The organism is Microcoleus sp. S36b_A4 (genome assembly GCF_036700645.1).
Classification (GTDB): Bacteria; Cyanobacteriota; Cyanobacteriia; order Cyanobacteriales; family Microcoleaceae; genus Microcoleus.
This window is the reverse complement of sequence record NZ_JAUBPI010000001.1, coordinates 1-19,791: the sequence shown is the minus strand read 5'-3', so window position 1 is coordinate 19,791 and position 19,791 is coordinate 1. Positions and strand designations below refer to the sequence as shown.

At 44.6% G+C, this 19,791-nt stretch carries 18 protein-coding genes; 9 read left to right on the top strand and 9 right to left on the bottom strand.

The genetic code is table 11. The annotated features are described in order from the left end of the window. Positions 1-79 precede the first annotated feature (79 nt). The 3 genes from QUA03_RS00090 to QUA03_RS00080 form a co-directional block, all read right to left on the bottom strand. Positions 80-1,063 carry a GntR family transcriptional regulator gene (locus tag QUA03_RS00090; RefSeq protein WP_333084831.1) on the bottom strand — a complete coding sequence of 328 codons (984 nt, stop codon included), beginning with the start codon at positions 1,061-1,063 and terminating at the stop codon, positions 80-82. 208 nt (positions 1,064-1,271) lie between these two features. Continuing rightward, positions 1,272-2,834, bottom strand: coding sequence for an adenylate/guanylate cyclase domain-containing protein (locus QUA03_RS00085; RefSeq protein WP_333230655.1), 1,563 nt, complete (start codon positions 2,832-2,834; stop codon positions 1,272-1,274). A 184-nt stretch (positions 2,835-3,018) separates the two neighbouring features. Then, complete coding sequence (locus QUA03_RS00080) at positions 3,019-4,407, bottom strand: aminopeptidase P family protein (protein ID WP_333208694.1); 1,389 nt, start codon at positions 4,405-4,407, stop codon at positions 3,019-3,021. Positions 4,408-4,802: 395 nt separating this feature from the next. Here QUA03_RS00080 and QUA03_RS00075 point away from each other — a divergent pair, with 395 nt between their 5' ends. Both QUA03_RS00075 and QUA03_RS00070 read left to right on the top strand, forming a co-directional pair. Further along, entirely contained in the window at positions 4,803-5,246 is a 444-nt protein-coding gene (locus QUA03_RS00075) for a DUF4332 domain-containing protein (RefSeq protein WP_333208691.1), read from the top strand. Positions 5,247-5,317: 71 nt separating this feature from the next. Further along, positions 5,318-5,677, top strand: a complete 360-nt coding sequence (locus QUA03_RS00070) for a Spx/MgsR family RNA polymerase-binding regulatory protein (RefSeq protein WP_333208689.1) — start codon at positions 5,318-5,320, stop codon at positions 5,675-5,677. Between the two features lie 2 nt (positions 5,678-5,679). Here QUA03_RS00070 and QUA03_RS00065 read toward each other — a convergent pair whose 3' ends face one another. From QUA03_RS00065 to QUA03_RS00055, 3 genes are all read right to left on the bottom strand, one after another. Beyond that, a complete protein-coding gene (locus QUA03_RS00065) occupies positions 5,680-6,096 on the bottom strand; it encodes a GNAT family N-acetyltransferase (protein WP_333208687.1) in 417 nt (138 codons plus the stop codon). 105 nt (positions 6,097-6,201) lie between these two features. Continuing rightward, the gene (locus QUA03_RS00060) at positions 6,202-6,801 is read right to left on the bottom strand and encodes a Uma2 family endonuclease (protein ID WP_333208685.1); all 600 of its coding nucleotides are present in this window, start codon (positions 6,799-6,801) and stop codon (positions 6,202-6,204) included. 153 nt (positions 6,802-6,954) lie between these two features. Next, entirely contained in the window at positions 6,955-8,526 is a 1,572-nt protein-coding gene (locus QUA03_RS00055) for an NAD(P)H-quinone oxidoreductase subunit N (RefSeq protein WP_333208683.1), read from the bottom strand. Between the two features lie 223 nt (positions 8,527-8,749). Between QUA03_RS00055 and QUA03_RS00050 the strand changes: the two genes are divergently transcribed. The 7 genes from QUA03_RS00050 (at position 8,750) to QUA03_RS00020 (ending at position 14,710) form a co-directional block, all read left to right on the top strand. Next, the gene (locus QUA03_RS00050; RefSeq protein ID WP_333208681.1) at positions 8,750-9,619 is read left to right on the top strand and encodes a phosphotransferase; all 870 of its coding nucleotides are present in this window, start codon (positions 8,750-8,752) and stop codon (positions 9,617-9,619) included. A 191-nt stretch (positions 9,620-9,810) separates the two neighbouring features. Further along, positions 9,811-10,038: a GrpB family protein gene (locus QUA03_RS00045; protein ID WP_333208933.1), complete on the top strand. Its 228-nt coding sequence runs from the start codon at positions 9,811-9,813 to the stop codon at positions 10,036-10,038. Positions 10,039-10,052: 14 nt separating this feature from the next. Beyond that, positions 10,053-10,268: a hypothetical protein gene (locus QUA03_RS00040; protein WP_333208679.1), complete on the top strand. Its 216-nt coding sequence runs from the start codon at positions 10,053-10,055 to the stop codon at positions 10,266-10,268. A 35-nt stretch (positions 10,269-10,303) separates the two neighbouring features. Beyond that, positions 10,304-11,296, top strand: a complete 993-nt coding sequence (locus QUA03_RS00035; RefSeq protein WP_333208677.1) for an ABC transporter substrate-binding protein — start codon at positions 10,304-10,306, stop codon at positions 11,294-11,296. Next, positions 11,293-12,267 carry an ABC transporter substrate-binding protein gene (locus QUA03_RS00030; RefSeq protein ID WP_333208674.1) on the top strand — a complete coding sequence of 325 codons (975 nt, stop codon included), beginning with the start codon at positions 11,293-11,295 and terminating at the stop codon, positions 12,265-12,267. The genes QUA03_RS00035 and QUA03_RS00030 overlap by 4 nt, the downstream gene beginning before the upstream one ends. Positions 12,268-12,276: 9 nt before the next feature. After that, positions 12,277-14,349, top strand: a complete 2,073-nt coding sequence (locus tag QUA03_RS00025) for a SpoIIE family protein phosphatase (RefSeq protein WP_333208672.1) — start codon at positions 12,277-12,279, stop codon at positions 14,347-14,349. A 226-nt stretch (positions 14,350-14,575) separates the two neighbouring features. Beyond that, positions 14,576-14,710, top strand: coding sequence for a helix-turn-helix domain-containing protein (locus tag QUA03_RS00020; protein ID WP_333208931.1), 135 nt, complete (start codon positions 14,576-14,578; stop codon positions 14,708-14,710). Between the two features lie 69 nt (positions 14,711-14,779). On the opposite strand, the gene QUA03_RS00015 is transcribed toward QUA03_RS00020, so the two are convergent. The 3 genes from QUA03_RS00015 to QUA03_RS00005 form a co-directional block, all read right to left on the bottom strand. After that, positions 14,780-15,793, bottom strand: coding sequence for a poly(ethylene terephthalate) hydrolase family protein (locus tag QUA03_RS00015; protein WP_333208670.1), 1,014 nt, complete (start codon positions 15,791-15,793; stop codon positions 14,780-14,782). A gap of 219 nt (positions 15,794-16,012) precedes the next feature. Then, positions 16,013-17,389, bottom strand: a complete 1,377-nt coding sequence (locus QUA03_RS00010; RefSeq protein WP_333208667.1) for a response regulator — start codon at positions 17,387-17,389, stop codon at positions 16,013-16,015. Continuing rightward, the coding region (locus QUA03_RS00005) for a PAS domain S-box protein (RefSeq protein ID WP_333208665.1) at positions 17,386-19,791 on the bottom strand (2,406 nt) is incomplete at its 5' end. The genes QUA03_RS00010 and QUA03_RS00005, both read right to left, overlap by 4 nt.

Genomic DNA, 19,791 nt, shown 5'->3' with positions numbered 1-19,791 from the left:
TCAACTGTCAACTGTCAACTGTCAACTGTCAACTGTCAACTGTCAACTGTCAACTGTCAACTGTCAACTGTCAACTGACTTACCCCAAGCCCAACTCGCGCTTGAGCAAATTAATCGACTTAGATCCGATGTAATTTTCGGAGCATATCAGTTGCGGGGGACGAATAATATCTTCTCTAGCCGCATTGATGGCAGCTTTTACTGTAGCAAAACTCGGTTGGTCGCAAAAAATTGTTCTAGCCGATCGCACGATCGAGTTAATCTTGTACTCGTCTGACACCAAGGCCGTCATCACCAGCAAATCCTCTCCCCGGATGCTGTGGATGATGACTTCGGTCGATCGTAGCATTCCCGGACTCAGGCTAACGAGACCCAAATAACTGTCTTTGGGCAAACTCCCCACTAGCTGGATTTCCTGGCTGTAGTCGTAGATGTCTACAGGAATAACTCGCACAGAACGCGGTGCCGAAATCGATTCTGCTTCTCCGATAAAATATCGACTCGTGATCACAGTTCCCGAAGAGATTTGATCCAAAAAAGTACCTAGCTGTTCCATCGGCACTAACTGTATGGGAATGCGAAGGGCTTGTTCGAGTTCTTTCGCCATCAGTTCACCCACGCCGATGTCTTCTGTGGGGGCTGTGACGACGACGCGGGCGCTGCACCTGAGCCGCCAGTCAATTTCTGCCAAAAATAATTCCCTCGCTTGGTTGAGCGTACAGCCCTGTCCCAGCAGTTGATCGATACTTCCTTGCACTATTTTGTTGGCAAGGGGATATTCTTCGAGGATCGGAGATTTGAGTTTGTTGCCGTGTTCGTTGCCTAGGGCGCGGACGTAAATGCCCGATCCTGCTTGCGCTTCTACGAGTCCAGTATTTTCGAGCTGGCGGTATACTTTGCTGATGGTGTTGCGGTGCAAACCTGTCTGCATGGCTAGCTGTCTGGTGCTGGGCAAGCGGTGTCCGGGCGGAAATTGTCGCGAGGCGATCGCAAACCTGATTTGATTGAATAGTTGGGTGGATGCTGGAATATCGCTATCTGTTTGAATATGAAATTGAACCATTATTAAAGGCTCCGACGAATTCAACTTAGTATTTATATAACCTCGAGTACCGCGCATAGAATTGCTCGGATATCTCTGTCTATAGCATAATCTTATTTGGTTGATCTGCAGCAGACGTTCTACCACAGGACGATCGCGCCGAAGAAGCGATCGATCGCAGCCTCCGGCATTTCCTCAACAATCAGGTACTTTCCAGTCTTAGTTTTATTTACTCTGCAATTTTGAGATCGCTTACTGTGTTTCTCCCCATCAGGAAATAAGTTTGCATTTGCCCTTGACCTTTAATCTCGATCTCGCCGCGATCTTCAAATTCATATTTATCCTGCAGCAACTTATGAGTATAGTGGCTGACTTGAATGCGACCTGGTATGCCGTGAGATTCCATGCGGCTGGCTGTATTCACGGCATTTCCCCACAAATCGTAAATGAATTTTTTAGTGCCGATTACCCCCGCTACCACCGGGCCGCTATTAATCCCGATGCGGAGGTCAAAATTCGCGTCTAGCTTCACATTTAATTCCTTAATTGCTGCTACCATATCCAGCGCCATTTCGGCGATCGCCTCTGCGTGGTCTGGACGTTCAATGGGAAGACCGGCTGCTACCATGTAAGCGTCCCCGATCGTCTTGATTTTTTCTAAGCCGTGCTTCTCACTCAGTTGGTCAAAAGCTGAGAAAATTTCATTCAGCAAGTACACTAATTTAGTGGCGGACATGGTGGTAGAAATTTGGGTAAAATTTACCAAGTCAGCAAAAAGAATTGTTGCTTTTTCAAACTTGTCTGCAATTACCCCCGGTTCGTGCTTCAACCGATCGACGATCGGTTCGGGCAAAATATTTAGCAGTAAACTTTCAGTTTTTTTCTGTTCTTTTCTGAGTGCAGATTCCATCTGCCTGCGCGTAGTTATATCATGAAAAAACACAGAAATGCCGTCGTGAGAAGGAAAAACCCGCACTTCCAACCACACTTTTAAAGGGCGATAATATTTTTCAAAAGCCACTCCAATTTGTTTGGCTACCGCTTCATGATACTCTTTATAAAAATCAGAATTCACGAATTCGGGAAACTCTTCCCAAAAATTTTTACCATAAAGTTCTTCCTGCGAGCGCTTCAAAAATTGCGATGCTTTGTAATTGATGTAAGTAAATCGCCACTGGGTGTCGAAAGCAAAAAAAGCATCGCTCATTCCTTCTAAAAAATTGACAATTTGCTCGTCGGTAGAACGCAGTTTTTCTTCTACTTTTTTGTTCTTAATCTGTGCGCGCTTTAATTTAGTTAGATTTATTCGCAACTCCATGTGGTTGATAATTTGCCGTCCTAAAGTCCGCAGCGCTTCTAGCTGTTCTGGGGTGAGATTACGAGGAACTGTATCTATCGCGCACAAAGTGCCAATCGGATAACCGTCAGGAGTTACTAGCGGGGCTCCAGCATAAAACCGAATATTTGGATCAGAAGTTACTAGCGGATTGCCGACAAAGCGATTGTCATCTAGAGCATTGGGTACAACTAATAATTCGTTGGGATTTAAAATAGCGTGGGCGCAAAAAGCTAACTCTCTCGGAGTTTCTGGCGCTTCCAGACCGACTTTGGATTTAAACCACTGTCGGTTAGAATCTATTAAGCTTACTAAAGCAATCGGAGTGCCACAAATATAAGATGCTAAAGCTGTTAGATCATCAAAAGCTGCTTCGGCTTCTGTGTCGAGAATGTTGTAGCGGTGAAGTGCATCTAGCCTCTCTTCTTCGTTGCTAGGCAAAGGTGCAGCTTGCATCGGAGGCGGCGAGGATATAGGTTTACGAACACTGCGTGGAAGTATTATTGCTGCGAATTTTCTGACTTGCGAGAGCACTTTTTTAACTAATATCAAAAGACTTGTTGGCCAATCTTTATTCATCTTTATTTATTGTTTTTCACCCCTGATGGAACTGCGTATGTGTGATCGAAGTAGGCTATACTTACGTATTTACCGCAACTAACTCCTCAATCTCCGGAGCTTTTGTGGGCAATTTCCCTGTCAATACTTCTCTACCGTCATTGATGACAAGTATATCATCTTCTATGCGTATCCCCCGCACATCGGCAAATTTTTCCAACTCCTCCCACTTAACAAAATTTTTATATTTGGCACGATTTTCAGAACTATTCAAAATTGCCGGAACTTGATAAAATCCCGGTTCGATCGATACCAGCATTCCAGGACGCAAAACTCGATTCAACCGCAAAAATCCCAACCCAAACCGACTGCTTCTGGTTCTTCCTTCTTCATAGCCAGCCAAATCGCCTAAATCTTCCATATCGTGAACATCCAAACCGATTAAATGTCCGATTCCGTGGACAAAAAATAGCGCGTGAGCATCCATCTCTACCAAATCTTCAACATTGCCCTGCAAGATACCCAAATCTACTAATCCTTCCGCCATAATTCGAGCAGCTAACAGATGAATGTCTTGATATTCCACCCCCGGACTAACTTTATCAATACAAGCATCGTGTGCTGCCCAAACTACATCATAAATCGCTCTTTGAGTCGGAGAAAACTTGCCAGAAACCGGCCAAGTGCGAGTGACATCAGCCGCCCATCCCATTGATGTTTCCGCACCGACATCTGCTAACAGCAAATCTCCGGTTTGTAGGGAATTGTGATAATGTTCGCTGTGCAGCACTTCTCCATGCACAGTCACGATACTAGGATAGGCATAGGTCATATTTTTAGATATGATGACACTTTCCATTGCAGCGCGCACCCCTGCTTCAATTTTAGCATTTCGAGTTGCCGCCATCCCCGCTTTGTGAGCTTCTACAGTAACAGCGGCAGCTTGACGCAATTCGACCAAACTGGCTGCGTCGTGGCTCAGGCGCAGAGATACGATCGCCTGAGTTAATTCTAGGTCGATTCCGGTTGGCGAGTTGGGCGGTGCCAGAGGGCGATCTAGAATTTGAGACTGTTGCAACTGAGTCCAAGAATCCTGAACTGCGATCGTTGCTGCATTTGTAGATCGCGCTTTCAATTCAGCCATTGGGAAAGCAGCATCAGCCCCAATTAGTTCGGCAATTTCTGCTCTTTTCGGCATTTCTCCGTGCCAAAGAGTGCTGCTAGCAGGTGCGTCATCTAAGAACAATTCTAACTTGCCCGATTCTAAGCGAATGGCAGCATTTTCTAAGGGCAAACCAGCAAAATATAAAAAGTGACTGCTGGCACGAAATGGATAAGTAAGTGCCGGATAATTGCGAGGAATGCTGCGCCCCGACCATAAAATTACCGGAAAATTAATTAAACTAGCCAGTTTTTGCCACCGTTGCTGTAAAGTATGAGTTAACAAATCATCACCTTGTGTAATTGTCATGGGTAAAAACCTATAATTTTGAGTTGGGTTTGCAGTCAGCCACAAGTTTTTGCATTCTCAGCATTAAAAAACTAAAATTCGGACTGCCAACTTGGCAGGCATTTTTGAGGAAATCCTCATCGGTCACTTCTTTTTTGCTAGCATTTATAAGCTGTCTTTTTTAGAGTCTTTCTCGTCATCGCCGGGATGATTTGGTTAAGCAGTAAGCCTGATCACTCTCAGTAAAAACAGGCTAAAAGTGTTTTTCTGCAAGCAATGAGCAGAAATGTCACAACACCCGCAATTAGTCAAATTCCTTGGTCTGGTTTTTGTTGATTGGGTGGCGTGAGCGATATCCTCTATTGACTGTTTGATATATGAGACTTTAAAGTATAAGTAAAATTAACTGAAAAAACATGAAAATTTCTCATAAAGCTCCTCAAACTTCTGTGCAAGTACGCGACTGGCCGATCTCACATTTACCGGGATTGAGCAAGGAAAACCAATCTCAACTGGAAGAGTGCAGCATCACCACAACCGGACAACTAATTCGCATGACGAAAACGCAGGCGGCGAAAGTGTTGCTAGCCCATCAATTACAGATTAACATTCAATATGTTAATAAATGGGTAGCGATGGCAAATTTGGCTCGAATTCCGAGTGTAGGCTGTCAGTATTGCGGGCTGTTACTGCACGCGGGTGTTGCTTCGCCGGCTCAATTGGCTCAAATGCCCGTGGAAAGATTGCATCAACAAGTTTTAAGGCTGCACGTAGCGACGATGCAGCGCAATGACTTGACTCCTTCAGTCGATCGCGTGCAAAAATGGGTTCAACAAGCTAGATTAGTCAGTAGTCATTAGTTAGTAGTCATTAGTCAGTTGTTAGTTGTTATTAGCAAACAGTCAACAGTCAACAGTCAACAGTCATTATTATGTCAATTCAAGTTTACGGAATACCGAACTGCGGCACCTGCAAAAAAGCTTTCCAGTGGCTCAAAAATAGCGATGTTAATTACGAGTTCATTAACACCAAAGAACAGCCGCCGACTCGCGAAACAATTCAAAGCTGGGTAGCTGCTGTGGGTTTTCAACCCATGCGAAATACTTCCGGTCAATCTTACCGCGCTTTGGGCGACGACAAGAATAATTGGACTAGCGAACAGTGGGTAGAGGCTTTTGCAAAGGATGCGATGCTGCTGAAACGTCCTCTTTTCGTTAAAGATGGAACGGCTGTTTTAGTAGGTTTCAAAGAAGACGCAATTAGAGAAAAATTGGGGCTTTCAAGGGGCTGAGTTCAGCCTGTTGTTCGCCGCATAAACTTCATCTCGCCCACATCATCTGTGAAACCCCAACGCTCGTAAAACGGCATCATGTTGGGCAAACAATTAAGAGCAAAGTTCTCGACAGCTTGCAATTCTGGATGATTTAAAACTGCATCCATCAACTTCGCACCCAGTCCCATCTTTCTGTGCGTCGGCTTGACAATGACATCAAAAATCATCGCTCTGTATACGAAATCGGTGATAACGCGAGTAAAAGCAATTAGTCGATCGCTCTCATCGACCAAACCAATGATAACATCAGTTGCAGCAAGCATTTTCACAACATCCTGCCGCGTCCGCTTGTCGCTCCAAAACTCGTTTTTGTACAAATCCATCAAGTCTGAAACCTGGCTGTCAGCCAAAGTTTCGACAATTCGGTAGTTAACCATATCTTCCCTCATAAAAATTAGAAGACTCAAGTCCTGACCACCAACCAACTTATTATTGTTTTACTGTTACCAAGCTAGACATTGCATCACCCCATAGCATGAATTTTACTGCTGTACTTCCGTTTCCTGGGTTTCAAATACAACCAGCTCATAAATATCCAGCATCGACATTTGCACTTCCACTGAAGCGAAAGAAACTATTGCTGATTCTCCCTCATATTCCCGAAACAACCATTCATTTGATTCTGTTTTAATATATTGTGCGACTAAAAACTCAGATTGATTGACTAACACATATTCACGGAATTCAGGGATCGATCGATAAAACCGAAACTTATCCTCCCGATCGAAATCCTTGGTAGACTTAGAAAGCACTTCCACAATCAGCACAGGATTGAGTATTTCATCTTTCCGTCCCTCTGTGCAAACTAATTCTCCTTCAACTACCATCACATCTGGATAAGTCCCGCGTCGATACCGAGGAATCCACAACCGCAAATCGCTCATAAATGGTCGGGCATTCTTTCCCCGCAAAGCAGATTTTAATAACGCATAAATATTACCGATTATCTGGCTGTGATTAATACTACCACCCGTCATTTGTACAATTTCTCCATCGCGGTATTCATTTCTAAACTCAGCATTTTCCTCTAAGTCCCGGTACTCATCTGGAGTATAAAACTTTTCCTTACTTTGTACTAACATTGTTGCCTCTGTACTAACTTTTATCTGCGTTTATCTGCGTTTATCTGCCTACATCTGCGGTCAAAAATCATAATTAACAGTATATCACAACAAAAAAGAAACGCCCAACTGCAAAGAGTCAGGCGTTTTCCACTATTTCACAAACAGGAAAAATTAATCCCGGCGAGACACCAAATTCGATTCAATTTTCGCACCCACAACAGGTTGCACCTGACTCAAAGCCGACTGCAACATGGGAGTTTTGGTAACAGCATCATTAGCCAAATTAAACAAAGGGTTCGACAAAATCCCCGCCAATGTTGTCGCCACCAAGGTGAGTACAACGCTGACTTGCAAAGGCCGCATTCCCTGAAGGTTCCAGCGAACTTCGGGATAATTTTTTACCGCGTCTGACATTTCTTGAGGTTCTTTTACTACCATCATCTTGACAACGCGGATGTAGTAGTAAATCGAAACTACGCTGGTAATTAATCCCAGAATAACTAAGCCGTAAAGTCCTGCTTGCCAGCCGGCCCAGAACAGATAGATTTTGCCGAAAAATCCAGCCAGGGGCGGAATTCCACCGAGAGAAAGCAGGCAAATACTTAAGGCTAAAGTTAACAGCGGGTCTTTTTGGTACAAACCCGAGTATTCGCTAATTTGGTCGGTTCCAGTCCGCAGCGAGAACAGGATAATGCAGGCGAAAGCACCCAAGTTCATAAACAGGTAAACCAACATATAAAATATCATGCTGGAGTAACCGGCTTCTGTTCCTGCAATCAAACCCAGCATTACAAAACCGGCTTGGGCGATCGACGAATAAGCCAAAAGCCGCTTCATGCTAGTCTGGGCGAGGGCAACCACATTTCCCAACACCATACTGAGAATGGCTAAGGCCGTGAACACGAACTGCCACTGTTCGATAAGTGCGGGGAAAGCAGTTGTTAACAAGCGGATTGCTAGGGCAAAACCGGCTGCTTTGGAACCGACAGAAAGAAAGGCAACAACGGGTGTAGGAGAACCTTCGTAAACGTCAGGAGTCCACTGGTGAAAGGGAACTGCAGAAATTTTGAAGGCGATGCCGGCGATCGCAAAAACCAAGGCAATCACCAAACCGAGAGATTGACCTTCATTCACAGTAGAAAGGTTAGCAGCGATCGCACTTAACTGAGTTTCGCCACCCGACAACCCGTACAGCAGCGAAAGCCCGTAGAGAAACACTGCCGAAGAAGAAGCGCCAATTAACAAATATTTCAAAGCAGCTTCATTGGAACGCGGGTCGCGTTTTGTGTAACCCGTCAGCAAATAAGACGAGATACTCAGAGTTTCCAACGAAATAAAAATCATCACCAATTCATCAGCGCCGCTGAGGAACATTCCCCCCAAAGTAGCGGCGAGTAAAATGCCGATGAATTCCGCTAAAGCAGTACCAGTTTGCAGTACATAGCGGACGGATATCAAAATAGTGACAGCCGCAGTCAAAGCGATAATGCCACGAAACACTAAACTCAAGGCATCGCTGTTAAAACCGCCTAGAAACGAGATGGTATCAACGTTATCCCACTGCAAACACAAGGCAGCGACGGCGGCCAACAAACCCGCAACGGCAACGTAGGGAGTCCAACCCGAGGAACTGCGGCCTACGATTAAATCGCCGACGAGAACCACCAAGAGGGTGATGATGACAATTCCCTCTGGCAAGATAGTTCCAGCATTTAGCTGGGCAGCAAGAGTAGCAAAATCCATATTTTCAGGCAGGTTGGGTAGTACAGACCGAAAAGCCTGTGATGGACACAGAACTCGTAAAAATTCTTTACCAAACAAAGATTGTATCGCGGAAGCTCCCTCGTGCTCTCTGCGTTGCGAGTGTGAGCTTGTGTATTACAATATAATACAAAGAAGTAGGTTCGCAGTTGCGCGTTGACTCGTCGGCTGCGGGCAACTGCGAACCAGTTTTAATGTGCCGCTTATGCCATCCACAGAATTCGATCGCCCCGCACTTACAGCCCGCGCCGTCGCAGCATCGGTGTCTGTTGCCTCTGCTGCGGGCATTCGCGTAAACGACCCCCACGTGCTTGCTGACGCCTATTCCGTGCGAGTTCACCTGAAACCTGCACCCATTGTGGCTCGGATCGCTACCCTAACCCCCGTAGTGCGATCGCCCGTCGAGTCTTGGTTGGCCCGCGAACTCTCTGTCGCCGCCTTTCTGGCTGCCAAAGGCGCTCCTGTAGTCCCTCCCAGCGATTTTTTACCCCCGGTACCCCACCATTGCGACGGTTTGACGATGAGCTTCTGGCGCTACTTTGAACCAATCTCTGATGCTTTGCCCGATGGGGCGACAGTCGGACGAATGCAAGCTGAACTGCACGCTGTTCTGCGCGATTACCCGGGCGATTTGCCGCTGCTGCCGCCCCTCAACGATATTCCGCGCGGGCTCGAAAGGCTCGAACAGCTTGGCAATATTCTGTCGGAAAGTGACCTGACGCTGCTGCAAACAACTTACGATCGCCTGCTGAGGCAGTTAAGCAATTCAGTCAGCGTGTTGCAGCCGCTGCACGGGGATGCCCATGCCTTAAATTTAATTCCAACTGCGAAAGGATTGCTGTGGAACGATTTTGAGGACACTTGCACCGGTTCGATCGCCTGGGACTTGATTAACCTCGACGATGAGGGGATAGCCGCTTATCCGAATGCGCTCGACTTTGCCAGCCTGGAACCGTACCGTAAAATGCGACACCTACACGCGATCGTTTGGGTATACGCGATGTCACCCGAGTTCCCCGACTGGCTCGAATCTGCTAAAACCATGCTCGATAACTTGCACATACTTAAGTCCTAATCATCATTATTGTGGAACAGGCTAGGGAAGCCTGTTCCTGAATATGCTGCCACTTTAAAAACCCCGATTTAAATTGAGTTTTGGTAAAAACTATTTCGCTTTTATATTTTATATTTTATATTTTCGGGTGCGCCGATGGAGCTGATAAAATAGTAACGGTCGTGCCAAATAATATTTAGCCAACAGAAAAAATTCTGTCTTTACCTCACTTTAAAAACTTCCGAAAAGTACAAGTAGTTCACCACGCTCCAGCAGGGCGAATTACCTTGCTTAAAGAGTCAAAAAAGATTGCATTAGCAATTGGAGAAAAGGCTATCACCGTTCACCATATCGGTAGCAAAGCGATTCGGAGCATTTATGCAGAACCGATTATTGATTTATTAATTGAGGTCAAAGACTTTGCTAAAGTAGAAAGTTAAACCAATAATTCGCCATGACTGACTCGCTAAGTGCCTACAAACGGCAGATTCTCAATGACTTCAACAACCGCCCCGACTACGAGAATGAATTTCACAAACAGGCTACAAGTCGGTTAGTAGAATTGGCAAAAGTGCGATCGGGCAAGCTTGTTATAGATATAACCACCGGAACAGGTTTAGCGGCGATTGCGGAGGATGCACTTAGGTCGATCGGGTGCAAGCAAATATGAGTCGCCTTTTCTACACCAGGAATTTTCTAGATAGTATGTCTAAACTACTCTCTTACATCTGTATATTTATTATTACCGGCTGGCTGCTGTTTGCTTGTGATTCCCCGGAAGCCCTAAAAGTAAAACGTCCTCCCCTAAAAGTATCTTTTGTCCCTTTTGTTAGCTATACACCTCTCATCATTGCTCAAGAGAAAGGATTCTTCAAAGCACAAGGGATAGACGTGGAACTGGGCTATGTAGACTACTCACAATTGCAAGACGCGGATTTCAGTGCAGGGAAGTATGATGCGATCGGATTGACCTTGGGCGATTTGGTGATTTTGAGTGCCACAAATCCTGATATGCAAGCTGTGATGGTTTTGGATGAATCGACAGGTGCAGATGTGGTAGTCGCACAATCGGGGATTAAAACAATCCCTAACTTGAAAGGGAAAAAGCTTGGGGCACATCTAGGCAGCTTTAGCGAGGTTTTCGTGACTGAGATGTTGAAAACCTCTAAACTGACAAGCGATGATGTTAGCCTGGTTCAAGTCGAGCATTTAGAAATTCCCGATCGCTTACAAAACAATGCTATCCAAGCAGGACACACTTGGGAACCGTATCTTTCTGAAGCATTAAAATTAGGGGCGCATATCCTGTTTACAAGCAAACAAACCCCAGGCTTAATTTTAGATTTGGTCGCATTTCGGGGTGAGGTGATACGCGATCGCCCCGAAGATATTCGCGCCTTTGTGCGAGGCTGGCTTCAAGGCTTGTCATATTGGGAAGCAAATATTCCCGAAGGAAAGGAGATCGTGAGCAAAGCGCTGAATATACCCAGCAATACACTCTCTTTCGAGGGAATAGACTTTACTGACTTTGCAAATAATCAAAACTTCTTTCAATCAGACAGTCCTAATTATATCTCCAAAACCGCCAAGAAATATGCAGACTTTTTTATTCGCACGGGCAATGTGACGCGCCTTCCCAATCTAGAAACCTTGTTCAATTCTTCTTTTTTACCCCCCCCTCCTAGCCTGAAACCATGAAGCGCTCATTTTTAAACAGCCTCTTTATTATTACCTGCTGCCTGCTGTTTGCTTGTCATTCTTCGCAACCTCTAAAAGTAAAACGTCCTCCCCTGAAAGTAAGTTTTGTCCCTTTTATTGGCTATATACCTGTCGTCATTGCTCAAAAGAAAGGATTCTTCAAAGCGCAAGGGATAGACGTGGAACTGAGCAATGTAGACTACTCAATGCAACAAGCGGATTTCAGTGCAGGGAAGTATGATGGGATCGGGTTGCCCTTGGGCAATTTGATTATCTTGAGTGCCACAAATCCTGATATACAAGCTGTGATGGTTGTGGATGAATCGACAGGTGCAGATGTGGTAGTCGCTGAATCGCATATTAAAACAATTCTTAACTTGAAAGGAAAAAAGCTTGGTGCAAATCTAGGGGGCTTTAGCGAAGTCTTCGTTACTGAGATGTTGAAAACCTCTAAGCTGACGAGCGATGATGTTAGGCTGGTTAAAGTCGATGCTTTAGAAGTTCCAGATCGCCTACAAAACAAGGCTATCCAAGCAGGGCACACTTGGGAACCGTATCTTTCTGAATCATTAAAATTAGGCGCACATATCCTGTTTACAAGCAAACAAACCCCAGGCTTAATTTTGGATTTGGTCGCGTTTCGGGGTGAGGTGATACGCGATCGCCCCGAAGATATTCGCGCCTTTGTGCGAGGCTGGCTTCAAGCCTTGTCTTATTGGGAAACAAATATTCCGGAAGGAAACGAGATCGCGAGCCAAGCGTTGAATATTCCCAGTAAGAAAATTTCTTTCGAGGGAATAGACCTCACTGACTTTGCAGAAAATAAAAACTTCTTTCAATCAGACAGTCCTAATTATATCTACAAAAACGCCAAGAAATATGCGGATTTTTTTATTCGCGCTGGCAATGTGACGCGCCTTCCCAATCTAGAAACCTTGTTCAATTCTTCTTTCTTAACTTCCCCGTCCTAGCCTGCAACCATGAAGCGCTCCTTTTTCAAAAGCATTCGTACAAAGTTAATTTTCTCGTTTCTCGTCGTTGCTCTAATTCCGTTGCTGCTGTTAGCATTTATCAACAAGCAGACAACTGAAAAGGCATTGACCGACAACGCACGACAAGCCCTATCTGCGGCAGCTAACGAAACCGCTTACAGAATAGATGGATTTATCGATGGGAATCTCAATGCCGTGCGCGTAGAAGCGATTTTACCAGGTTTGGCCGCCTATCTGGGCTTACCTCCAGAACGGCGAAATGGTAGTCCCCAAGAGATGTTAGCGACTGAAACCTTAAGCCGCCTCAGTCGCAAAGATATGCTTAATATTATCTCCTATGCCTTGCTCAACTTAAAGGGACGGAATGTACTCGATACGAATACACCGGATGTTGGACGAGATGAATCCCGTCAAGATTACTTCCAAGAACCGCTCAAAACTCAACTACCTTTTGTTTCTAGTATTAGGCAATCGACGACAACTTCCAACCTCGCTACGCTTTTTTTTAGCAGTCCTGTTCGCGATGCGAAGGGAAATATATTGGGTGTATTGCGGGTGACATACAATGCCACATCTGTCCAGCAGTTGGTGACTCGGGAAACTGAACGCGCAGGTGCGAAATCCTTGGCAGTTCTTTTAGATGAACACTATATTCATCTGGCACATAGCACTAAACCTGAACTCCTTTTCACATCAATTGTGCCTTTGTCACCCAATGTTGTAGCTAAACTGCAACGCGAAGGGCGTTTGTCTAAGACTCTAACGAAAGAACTTGCAATCAATTTGCCCGACCTCAAGCAAGCATTAGACACTAAACAGCCTGATCTAACCACACGATTGGCAGCTACGGGTAATAATGAGTTGAGGCTCTTAGCGATCGCCCACCTGAAATATCAACCTTGGTCAGTCCTTTTCGCACAGCCGATTGCCGTTGCCCTAGCACCTGTAAAAAAACAAATACGTGATGCACTTCTTTTATTAGCAATCATCGCCACAATTGTAACTATCATCGCTTTTGCGATCGCACAACTATTAACCAAGCCTCTGATTTACCTCACCCAAGCGGTTGCCCAGTTTACGGCGGGTCACTTAGATATGCGTGTGAAGATGCGATCGCGAGACGAAATCGGTCTGCTGGCACGATCTTTCAACAGCATGGCGAGGCAACTCCAAGAATCCTTTGAAACCCTCGAAGACAAAGTTAAAGAACGAACAGCAGAACTCGCTAATGCTAATCAGGAAATCATTAGCCTCAACGAAAAACTCAAAGTAGACAACCTCCGCTTAGGTGCAGAAGTGAATGTGGCCCGTCAGATCCAGCAAATGATTTTGCCCAACCCTGATGAACTGGAAATTGACGGACTAGATATCGCCGCATACATGGAATCCGCCGATGAAGTAGGAGGCGACTACTACGACGTGCTACAGATCGATGGTGTGGTCACGCTGGCGATCGGTGATGTCACCGGACACGGCCTGGAAAGCGGCATTCTGATGCTGATGGCGCAAACCTCAGTTCGCACTCTGCAAGAGATTCGTGGACTAGACCCGGTTCGATTCCTGGATGTACTCAACCGTACCCTCTACAAAAACGTGCAGCGCATGAATTCTGAGAAAAGTCTGACGCTGGCGATTTTGAGCTACTCCGAAGGACGGATCAGCATCAGCGGTCAGCATGAAGAAACGCTTGTTGTGCGAAACAATGGAGAAGTTGAGCGCATCGACACGATGGATTTAGGTTTCCCGATCGCTTTAGATGATGATATCGCAGGCTTCATCAGTCACATCCTGATTGAGCTAGAACCTGGAGATGGCGTGGTGCTTTATACTGATGGGATTCCAGAAGCCTATAACATCCGCAAAAAGCAGTATGGACTGAAGCAATTGTGTCAAGTGATTAGTCAAAATTGGCACAAGTCTGCTGCTGAAGTTAAGGATGCGGTGATTATAGATTTACGCCAACATATCGGTAAGCAGAAAGTGTTTGATGATATTACGTTGCTAGTCTTTAAGCGGCAGGCTGAGGTTACTGAAAAGGAAAATTTAGTTAATAATATATAGCAAGTCTATTTGAGTCGTCAATGTAGAACAACCTGAAACGCTTGTGATGATTGAATCGATTGTTTACAAATCAAATGGTTTTGCTATACCCAATAAAATCCTAAAATGAAGAACCAAGTTTGAGGAATAATTTATGAAAGTAAACTACTAAGAAAGAATGGATTTAATAGCATACGAGTTAAAAATAATTTAGTCAGAGCAGCGAACTCTACCTAATAAATAAAAAATTCAGGCACTTTATTGGTTAAAGACTGGAGCGATTAAAAGCCTTACAGATGTAGCTGAACGTTTAGGTGTACATAGAATTACTGTACATAGATGCTTAAAACAATATAGTGCTCGCGGTCTGTCAGATCAGTGATCCCAAATAATAAAAATTTAGGCACACTATGTATTAGCCTTAATCTATCTTACGTTTTTTTAGGTGGAGCTACTTAGAAGATGGTTTGGGAACTGGAACGGTGGTAACACGGACATTCGGATCGAGGGCGTCACCTTGAGAGTAAATATAATCAAATGCCGATCGATCTTTAAGCATATGTGCCCGCAGAAACAGCCCGCTCCAACGGGCGATCGTTTCAATACCTACGGCTCGCTCTAAGGTAGCAGTATTGCGATCGGGCATCGCACCAGCGGGGTTATTAACATCGGTAATGCCGAAGTGATTTGCACCCATAACAGTAATCAAAGCTTTGGGTGGTGTTTGAATTTGGTCAAAGGTGCTTTGAGATCGATCGGGCAGGGCGACACCATCGATATCCCCTTGAATCAACGCCACTGCAATGCCATCATTAGCGATGGGTACAAATTCATTAGCAATGGGATTCCGCAAGTTAGCTCCAAAAAATGCAGCCGCTAATAGTTCTTTCGGGCGCGTAAATGGCTCTTGACACAAATACAATTCTGGGAGGCATTTGTTGGCAATCACTGATAACCCCACCGCACCACCAAAAGAATGACCCAATAAACCAAGGCGCTGCGTATCGATAACAGACGCGATCGGAGATGTGGGCTTTGTGTTTTCGATCGCCATTTGCGACAAAACCGCCGCAATTTGCGAAGTTTCCGACGCCAAATTAGGCGGTGAACTGGGATTGAAGGGCGAAGGCCGCAAATGGTTCGGAACGACTACCACAAAGCCGTACCGCGCCACATGGCTAGCGTAATCTGAATAAAATGATTTATCTACAAGCGCACCTTGCAATAAAAGTACAATGGGGAAAGAGTAATTACCCAAACTAATATCAGATGATTTAGGATAATAAATGTCAGCTAAATCGTTATTAGCAGATATCATCGTACTGTAAAAGCTGGTTTCTTGAAATGGCGGTGCATAATCGATTGTTGTGGCAAAGACTTTGCCTCCAAGGACAACAAATGCAGCAATTACACAAACAATTGCTAGGGTTTTTGCTGAAAAAAAATGAGGGTAGAAATTCATCATTATTGTGGGTTTGAGAGTGCGTGCATAAGCTACGCAAAAAAACAAGTCGGTGACCGTTGGCAATTTAAGGAGCGTTGCCGGAAAATATTTCGGACTCTGTGGCTAAGAGTATCAACTTGTGATTAATAGAAATTTGTCTCAAAATTACAAATACACTGACTCATAAATAAACAAGATTCCTGATTTTACACCATGTTTGACTACTTTTATTTTAGTGGCTTATAACCCGCCTAAATCTTCTTCAAAAAAACGTTTTGTAGAGTGGTAAATCGGAAGTTCGATGGCGAATGTCGCCCCTTGATCCGGTATCGAAAAACAACGGAGTTGCCCCCCGTGGTCGTCCACTACAATAGTATAGCTAATCGATAACCCCAAACCCTTTCCTGTTCCCACTGTCTTTGTTGTAAAAAATGGCTCAAGTATGCGTTGTTGAATATCTTGGGTTATGCCGGGGCCATTATCAGTAATATAAATACCCACTTGAAAGTCGGAGAGTAACTTCGTGCAAATAGTAATAGTAGGGATGGATCTGCTATCATCTACATCATTTGCCCAACGTTTTGGGGATTGCAACGCTTCAATCGCATTCGTCAGAACATTCATAAAAACCTGATTCATTTGCCCCGCGTAGCATTCTATCTTTGGCAGATCATCATACTCTTTTACCACTTTAATTATCCTTTGATCTGCTTCATCTTTTAGCCGATGCTGCAAAATCATCAGCGTACTTTCAATTCCTTCATGAATATCCACCACTTTTAACTCAGCTTCATCGAGTCGGGAAAAATTCCGCAGCGATTGCACTATTTCTCCGATTCGGTCAGCTCCTATGCTCATAGAAGCAATTAACTTCGGCAAGTCATTCCTGAGAAAAGCGAAATCGATTGCCTCCAGTTGTTCCTGGATAGCTGCTGTGGGATTGGGGAAATCTTCTGTGTAGAGTTGCACCAGCCTCAGCAAATCTTCAGTGTACTCCCTTACGGGCGAGAGGTTCCCTTTAATGAAGCTAATCGGGTTGTTAATTTCGTGAGCTACCCCTGCTACGACATTCCCTAAACTTGACATTTTCTCGCTTTGGATGAGCTGAGCTTGTGCATTTTGTAACTGTTGTAGAGCCAGCTCTAGTTGTTGGGATTTATTCCGCTCTTTAGCCTCAGACTCCTGCAATCGCGCATTTTGCTCGTGCATTTTTTTTTGCAAACGTTGAATAGTTAGTTGATTTTCGACACGAGCTAAAACTTCTTCTAAATGAAATGGCTTGGTGATGTAGTCTACTCCTCCCACAGCAAATGCTTTGACTTTATCCAAGACTCGATCTAGGGCGCTCAAGAAAATAACTGGAATACCCGAAGTTCTGCCATCCGCTTTTAAATGTTGGCAAACTTCATAGCCGTTCATCTGGGGCATCGTGATGTCCAGTAAAATCAAATCTGGCGGGGTGGAACGTGCTGCTTTTAATGCCATTTCCCCGTTGATTACGCCCCGAACTTTATATCCTTTGTCGCTCAACATAGTCGATAAAAGACGCAGGTTGTCGGGGGTATCGTCAACCACTAAAAGATTGGCAACATGAGATGCTAATTTCTGGCTGTTCATGGGATAAGTTGTTCGGTTAAGTCAGTAATTTTATCAAATCGAAAATTATGAATCCAATCGGTGAGAATCTCCGCAGAAAAAGTATCGGATTCAGGGATTGTGGAGACTAAGCTTAAAATCAGGCCGGCATCAGCATCGATAGCTCCATGATGTAACTGTCTCACCCAATCCGTAGGCATTGTCGCCAAAGTTGTCCTTAAATTTTCAGTTTTTTCCCCTTCTTTTACACTCAAGTCTTGACCCTCAAGCTGAGATAATGTAAAGTTCGGTAAATCTTCATAAATATACTGTACCCCTAAATGTTCAGCCATTTTGGCAAAAATAACTTCTTCTTGGAAAGGCTTGCTCACAAAATCGTCACAGCCTGATGATAAAACAATGGCTCGCTCCTCCTCAAAAGCGCTAGCGGTCAACGCCACAATCGAGGTAGCCTCATCTTGAATATTGGCTTTAATTTGTCTGGTGGCCTCATACCCGTCTATCACAGGCATTTGCATATCCATCCAAATTAGGTGAGGTTTCCAAGTTTCCCAGGTTCTAATAGCTTCTTGACCATTTACTGCTTCGCGCACCTCCAAGCCAAGCGGTTTAAGAAGATGAACCAGTAGCAAACGGCTCTCCCATTTATCATCAACCACCAAGATGCGATATGAGGGTTGGTTGGGTTGTAAACCAATTACCCGCCTTCTTAATTGTCGAGGTTGAACTTCAGCCATCTCAGGGGCGCTAATTTGGATATCAAAACTAAAAGTTGTTCCTCGATTCAAGATACTGCTGACGGTAATGTCTCCTCCCATCAGTTGTACGAATTGTCGGCTGATGGGTAAACCCAAGCCTGTTCCTTCTTGAGATTTCCGACCTGCGTCAGTTTGCACAAAAGCCTTAAATAGAGAGCCTACCTCAGTAGGATCAATGCCGTAACCAGTGTCTTCCACTTCAAACGTAATAGTCCGTGGTTCGTTGTCTGTTAGGGACTTTTGTTTCGCGCTAATTGCTCCAACCCGAAGCGTTACACTTCCCTTCGTAGTAAACTTGATCGCATTTCCTAACAGATTAATCAAGACTTGACGCAATTTACTTTCGTCAGTTTTTACATACTGAGGAATGTTAGAATTGATGTGCCACCTGAGCTGTAAACCTTTAGAATCAGCTTTGATTTTGAGCATTTCTTCGAGAGAATGAAGCAAATGATACAGGTCAAAGCTAGTAGGATTTAAGGTGATCCGACCTGCCTCGATTTTAGACATTTCCAGCACGTCATTAATCAGCGTCAGCAAATGCTCGCCAGAACGATTAATGATGCCTATCTGTCCCTGCTGTATGTTAGAAAGGGATGAATCGCGCGCCAGCACTTGGGTAAAGCCGAGAATTGCATTGAGGGGAGTTCGTAATTCGTGACTCATTTTTGATAAAAATTCGCTTTTAGCCTTGTTAGCCGCATCTGCAACTTCTTTGGATTTTTGTAAGGCTGCCTCTGCTTTTTTACTTTCCGTAATATCGCTTGCTGTGCCAGTTATTCCTAGAATATTTCCCTCGGAATCTCGCACTACAAGTGAATTAAACCGGAGATTGATAGGTCTACTATCTTTAGCTAATTGTATAGTTTCATTCTGAAATACGGACTCTCCATTCAGCATACGTTGGAATATCTCGTTATCTTTAGGAAGTTGTTGAGGTGGCTGAAAATCACTGAATTTTCGCCCGATCATTTCTTCAGGGCAGTAGCCAAAAATCTGTTGGACGGCAGCGTTGACGAAGGTATAACGCCCTTCGATATCAAGTGACCAAATCATATCCTGCGATGTTTCAACTAAGTCACGGTATTTAGCCTCGCTTTCTTTGAGCGCTTCTTCTACCCTTTGACGCTCGGTAATGTCGTTAGTGACTAACAGAATACACGCTTCTCCACCCAGCTCAATAATATCTGCTGATACCAGCATCTTCCTCACCTCGCCTGATGAAGTACGACAATCGAATTCCTGATTGCGAACCACTCCTGATTCTTGCAAGAGCTGTCTGTATCTGTCACATTCTTCTAAATTACCCCAAAAATTCAACTCAATTGCTGTAAAACCAATTACCTGTTCGCGAGAGTAACTAAAAGTGCTGAGGAAACTGTCGTTTACTTCGATGTAGCGTCCATCTGCGAATCGGGCGATCGCGATCGGGTTAGGACTGGAACGAAAGGCTTTGGAAAACTTTTCCTCAGACTTGCCCAAGGCTATTTCTGTCTGCATTCTGACAGCCATTTCCTGTTCCAATTCTTGCGTTCTTTCTATAACCTTACGTTCCAGCGTTCGCGAGTATTCCCCTAATTGGTCATAGAGTTGAGCATTCTCAATGGAAATAGCAATTTGGGCAGATAAAAGTTTTAACAATTCTAGCCGATCGGTAGTAAAAGC

Excerpts from the sequence above, each read along its gene's own strand:
- QUA03_RS00090 (WP_333084831.1), bottom strand. The coding sequence starts at position 1,063 with ATGGTTCAATTTCATATTCAAACAGATAGCGATATTCCAGCATCCACC.
- QUA03_RS00085 (WP_333230655.1), bottom strand. The coding sequence starts at position 2,834 with ATGCAAGCTGCACCTTTGCCTAGCAACGAAGAAGAGAGGCTAGATGCA.
- QUA03_RS00080 (WP_333208694.1), bottom strand. The coding sequence starts at position 4,407 with ATGACAATTACACAAGGTGATGATTTGTTAACTCATACTTTACAGCAA.
- QUA03_RS00075 (WP_333208691.1), top strand. The coding sequence starts at position 4,803 with ATGAAAATTTCTCATAAAGCTCCTCAAACTTCTGTGCAAGTACGCGAC.
- QUA03_RS00070 (WP_333208689.1), top strand. The coding sequence starts at position 5,318 with ATGTCAATTCAAGTTTACGGAATACCGAACTGCGGCACCTGCAAAAAA.
- QUA03_RS00065 (WP_333208687.1), bottom strand. The coding sequence starts at position 6,096 with ATGGTTAACTACCGAATTGTCGAAACTTTGGCTGACAGCCAGGTTTCA.
- QUA03_RS00060 (WP_333208685.1), bottom strand. The coding sequence starts at position 6,801 with ATGTTAGTACAAAGTAAGGAAAAGTTTTATACTCCAGATGAGTACCGG.
- QUA03_RS00055 (WP_333208683.1), bottom strand. The coding sequence starts at position 8,526 with ATGGATTTTGCTACTCTTGCTGCCCAGCTAAATGCTGGAACTATCTTG.
- QUA03_RS00050 (WP_333208681.1), top strand. The coding sequence starts at position 8,750 with ATGCCATCCACAGAATTCGATCGCCCCGCACTTACAGCCCGCGCCGTC.
- QUA03_RS00040 (WP_333208679.1), top strand. The coding sequence starts at position 10,053 with ATGACTGACTCGCTAAGTGCCTACAAACGGCAGATTCTCAATGACTTC.
- QUA03_RS00035 (WP_333208677.1), top strand. The coding sequence starts at position 10,304 with ATGTCTAAACTACTCTCTTACATCTGTATATTTATTATTACCGGCTGG.
- QUA03_RS00030 (WP_333208674.1), top strand. The coding sequence starts at position 11,293 with ATGAAGCGCTCATTTTTAAACAGCCTCTTTATTATTACCTGCTGCCTG.
- QUA03_RS00025 (WP_333208672.1), top strand. The coding sequence starts at position 12,277 with ATGAAGCGCTCCTTTTTCAAAAGCATTCGTACAAAGTTAATTTTCTCG.
- QUA03_RS00015 (WP_333208670.1), bottom strand. The coding sequence starts at position 15,793 with ATGATGAATTTCTACCCTCATTTTTTTTCAGCAAAAACCCTAGCAATT.
- QUA03_RS00010 (WP_333208667.1), bottom strand. The coding sequence starts at position 17,389 with ATGAACAGCCAGAAATTAGCATCTCATGTTGCCAATCTTTTAGTGGTT.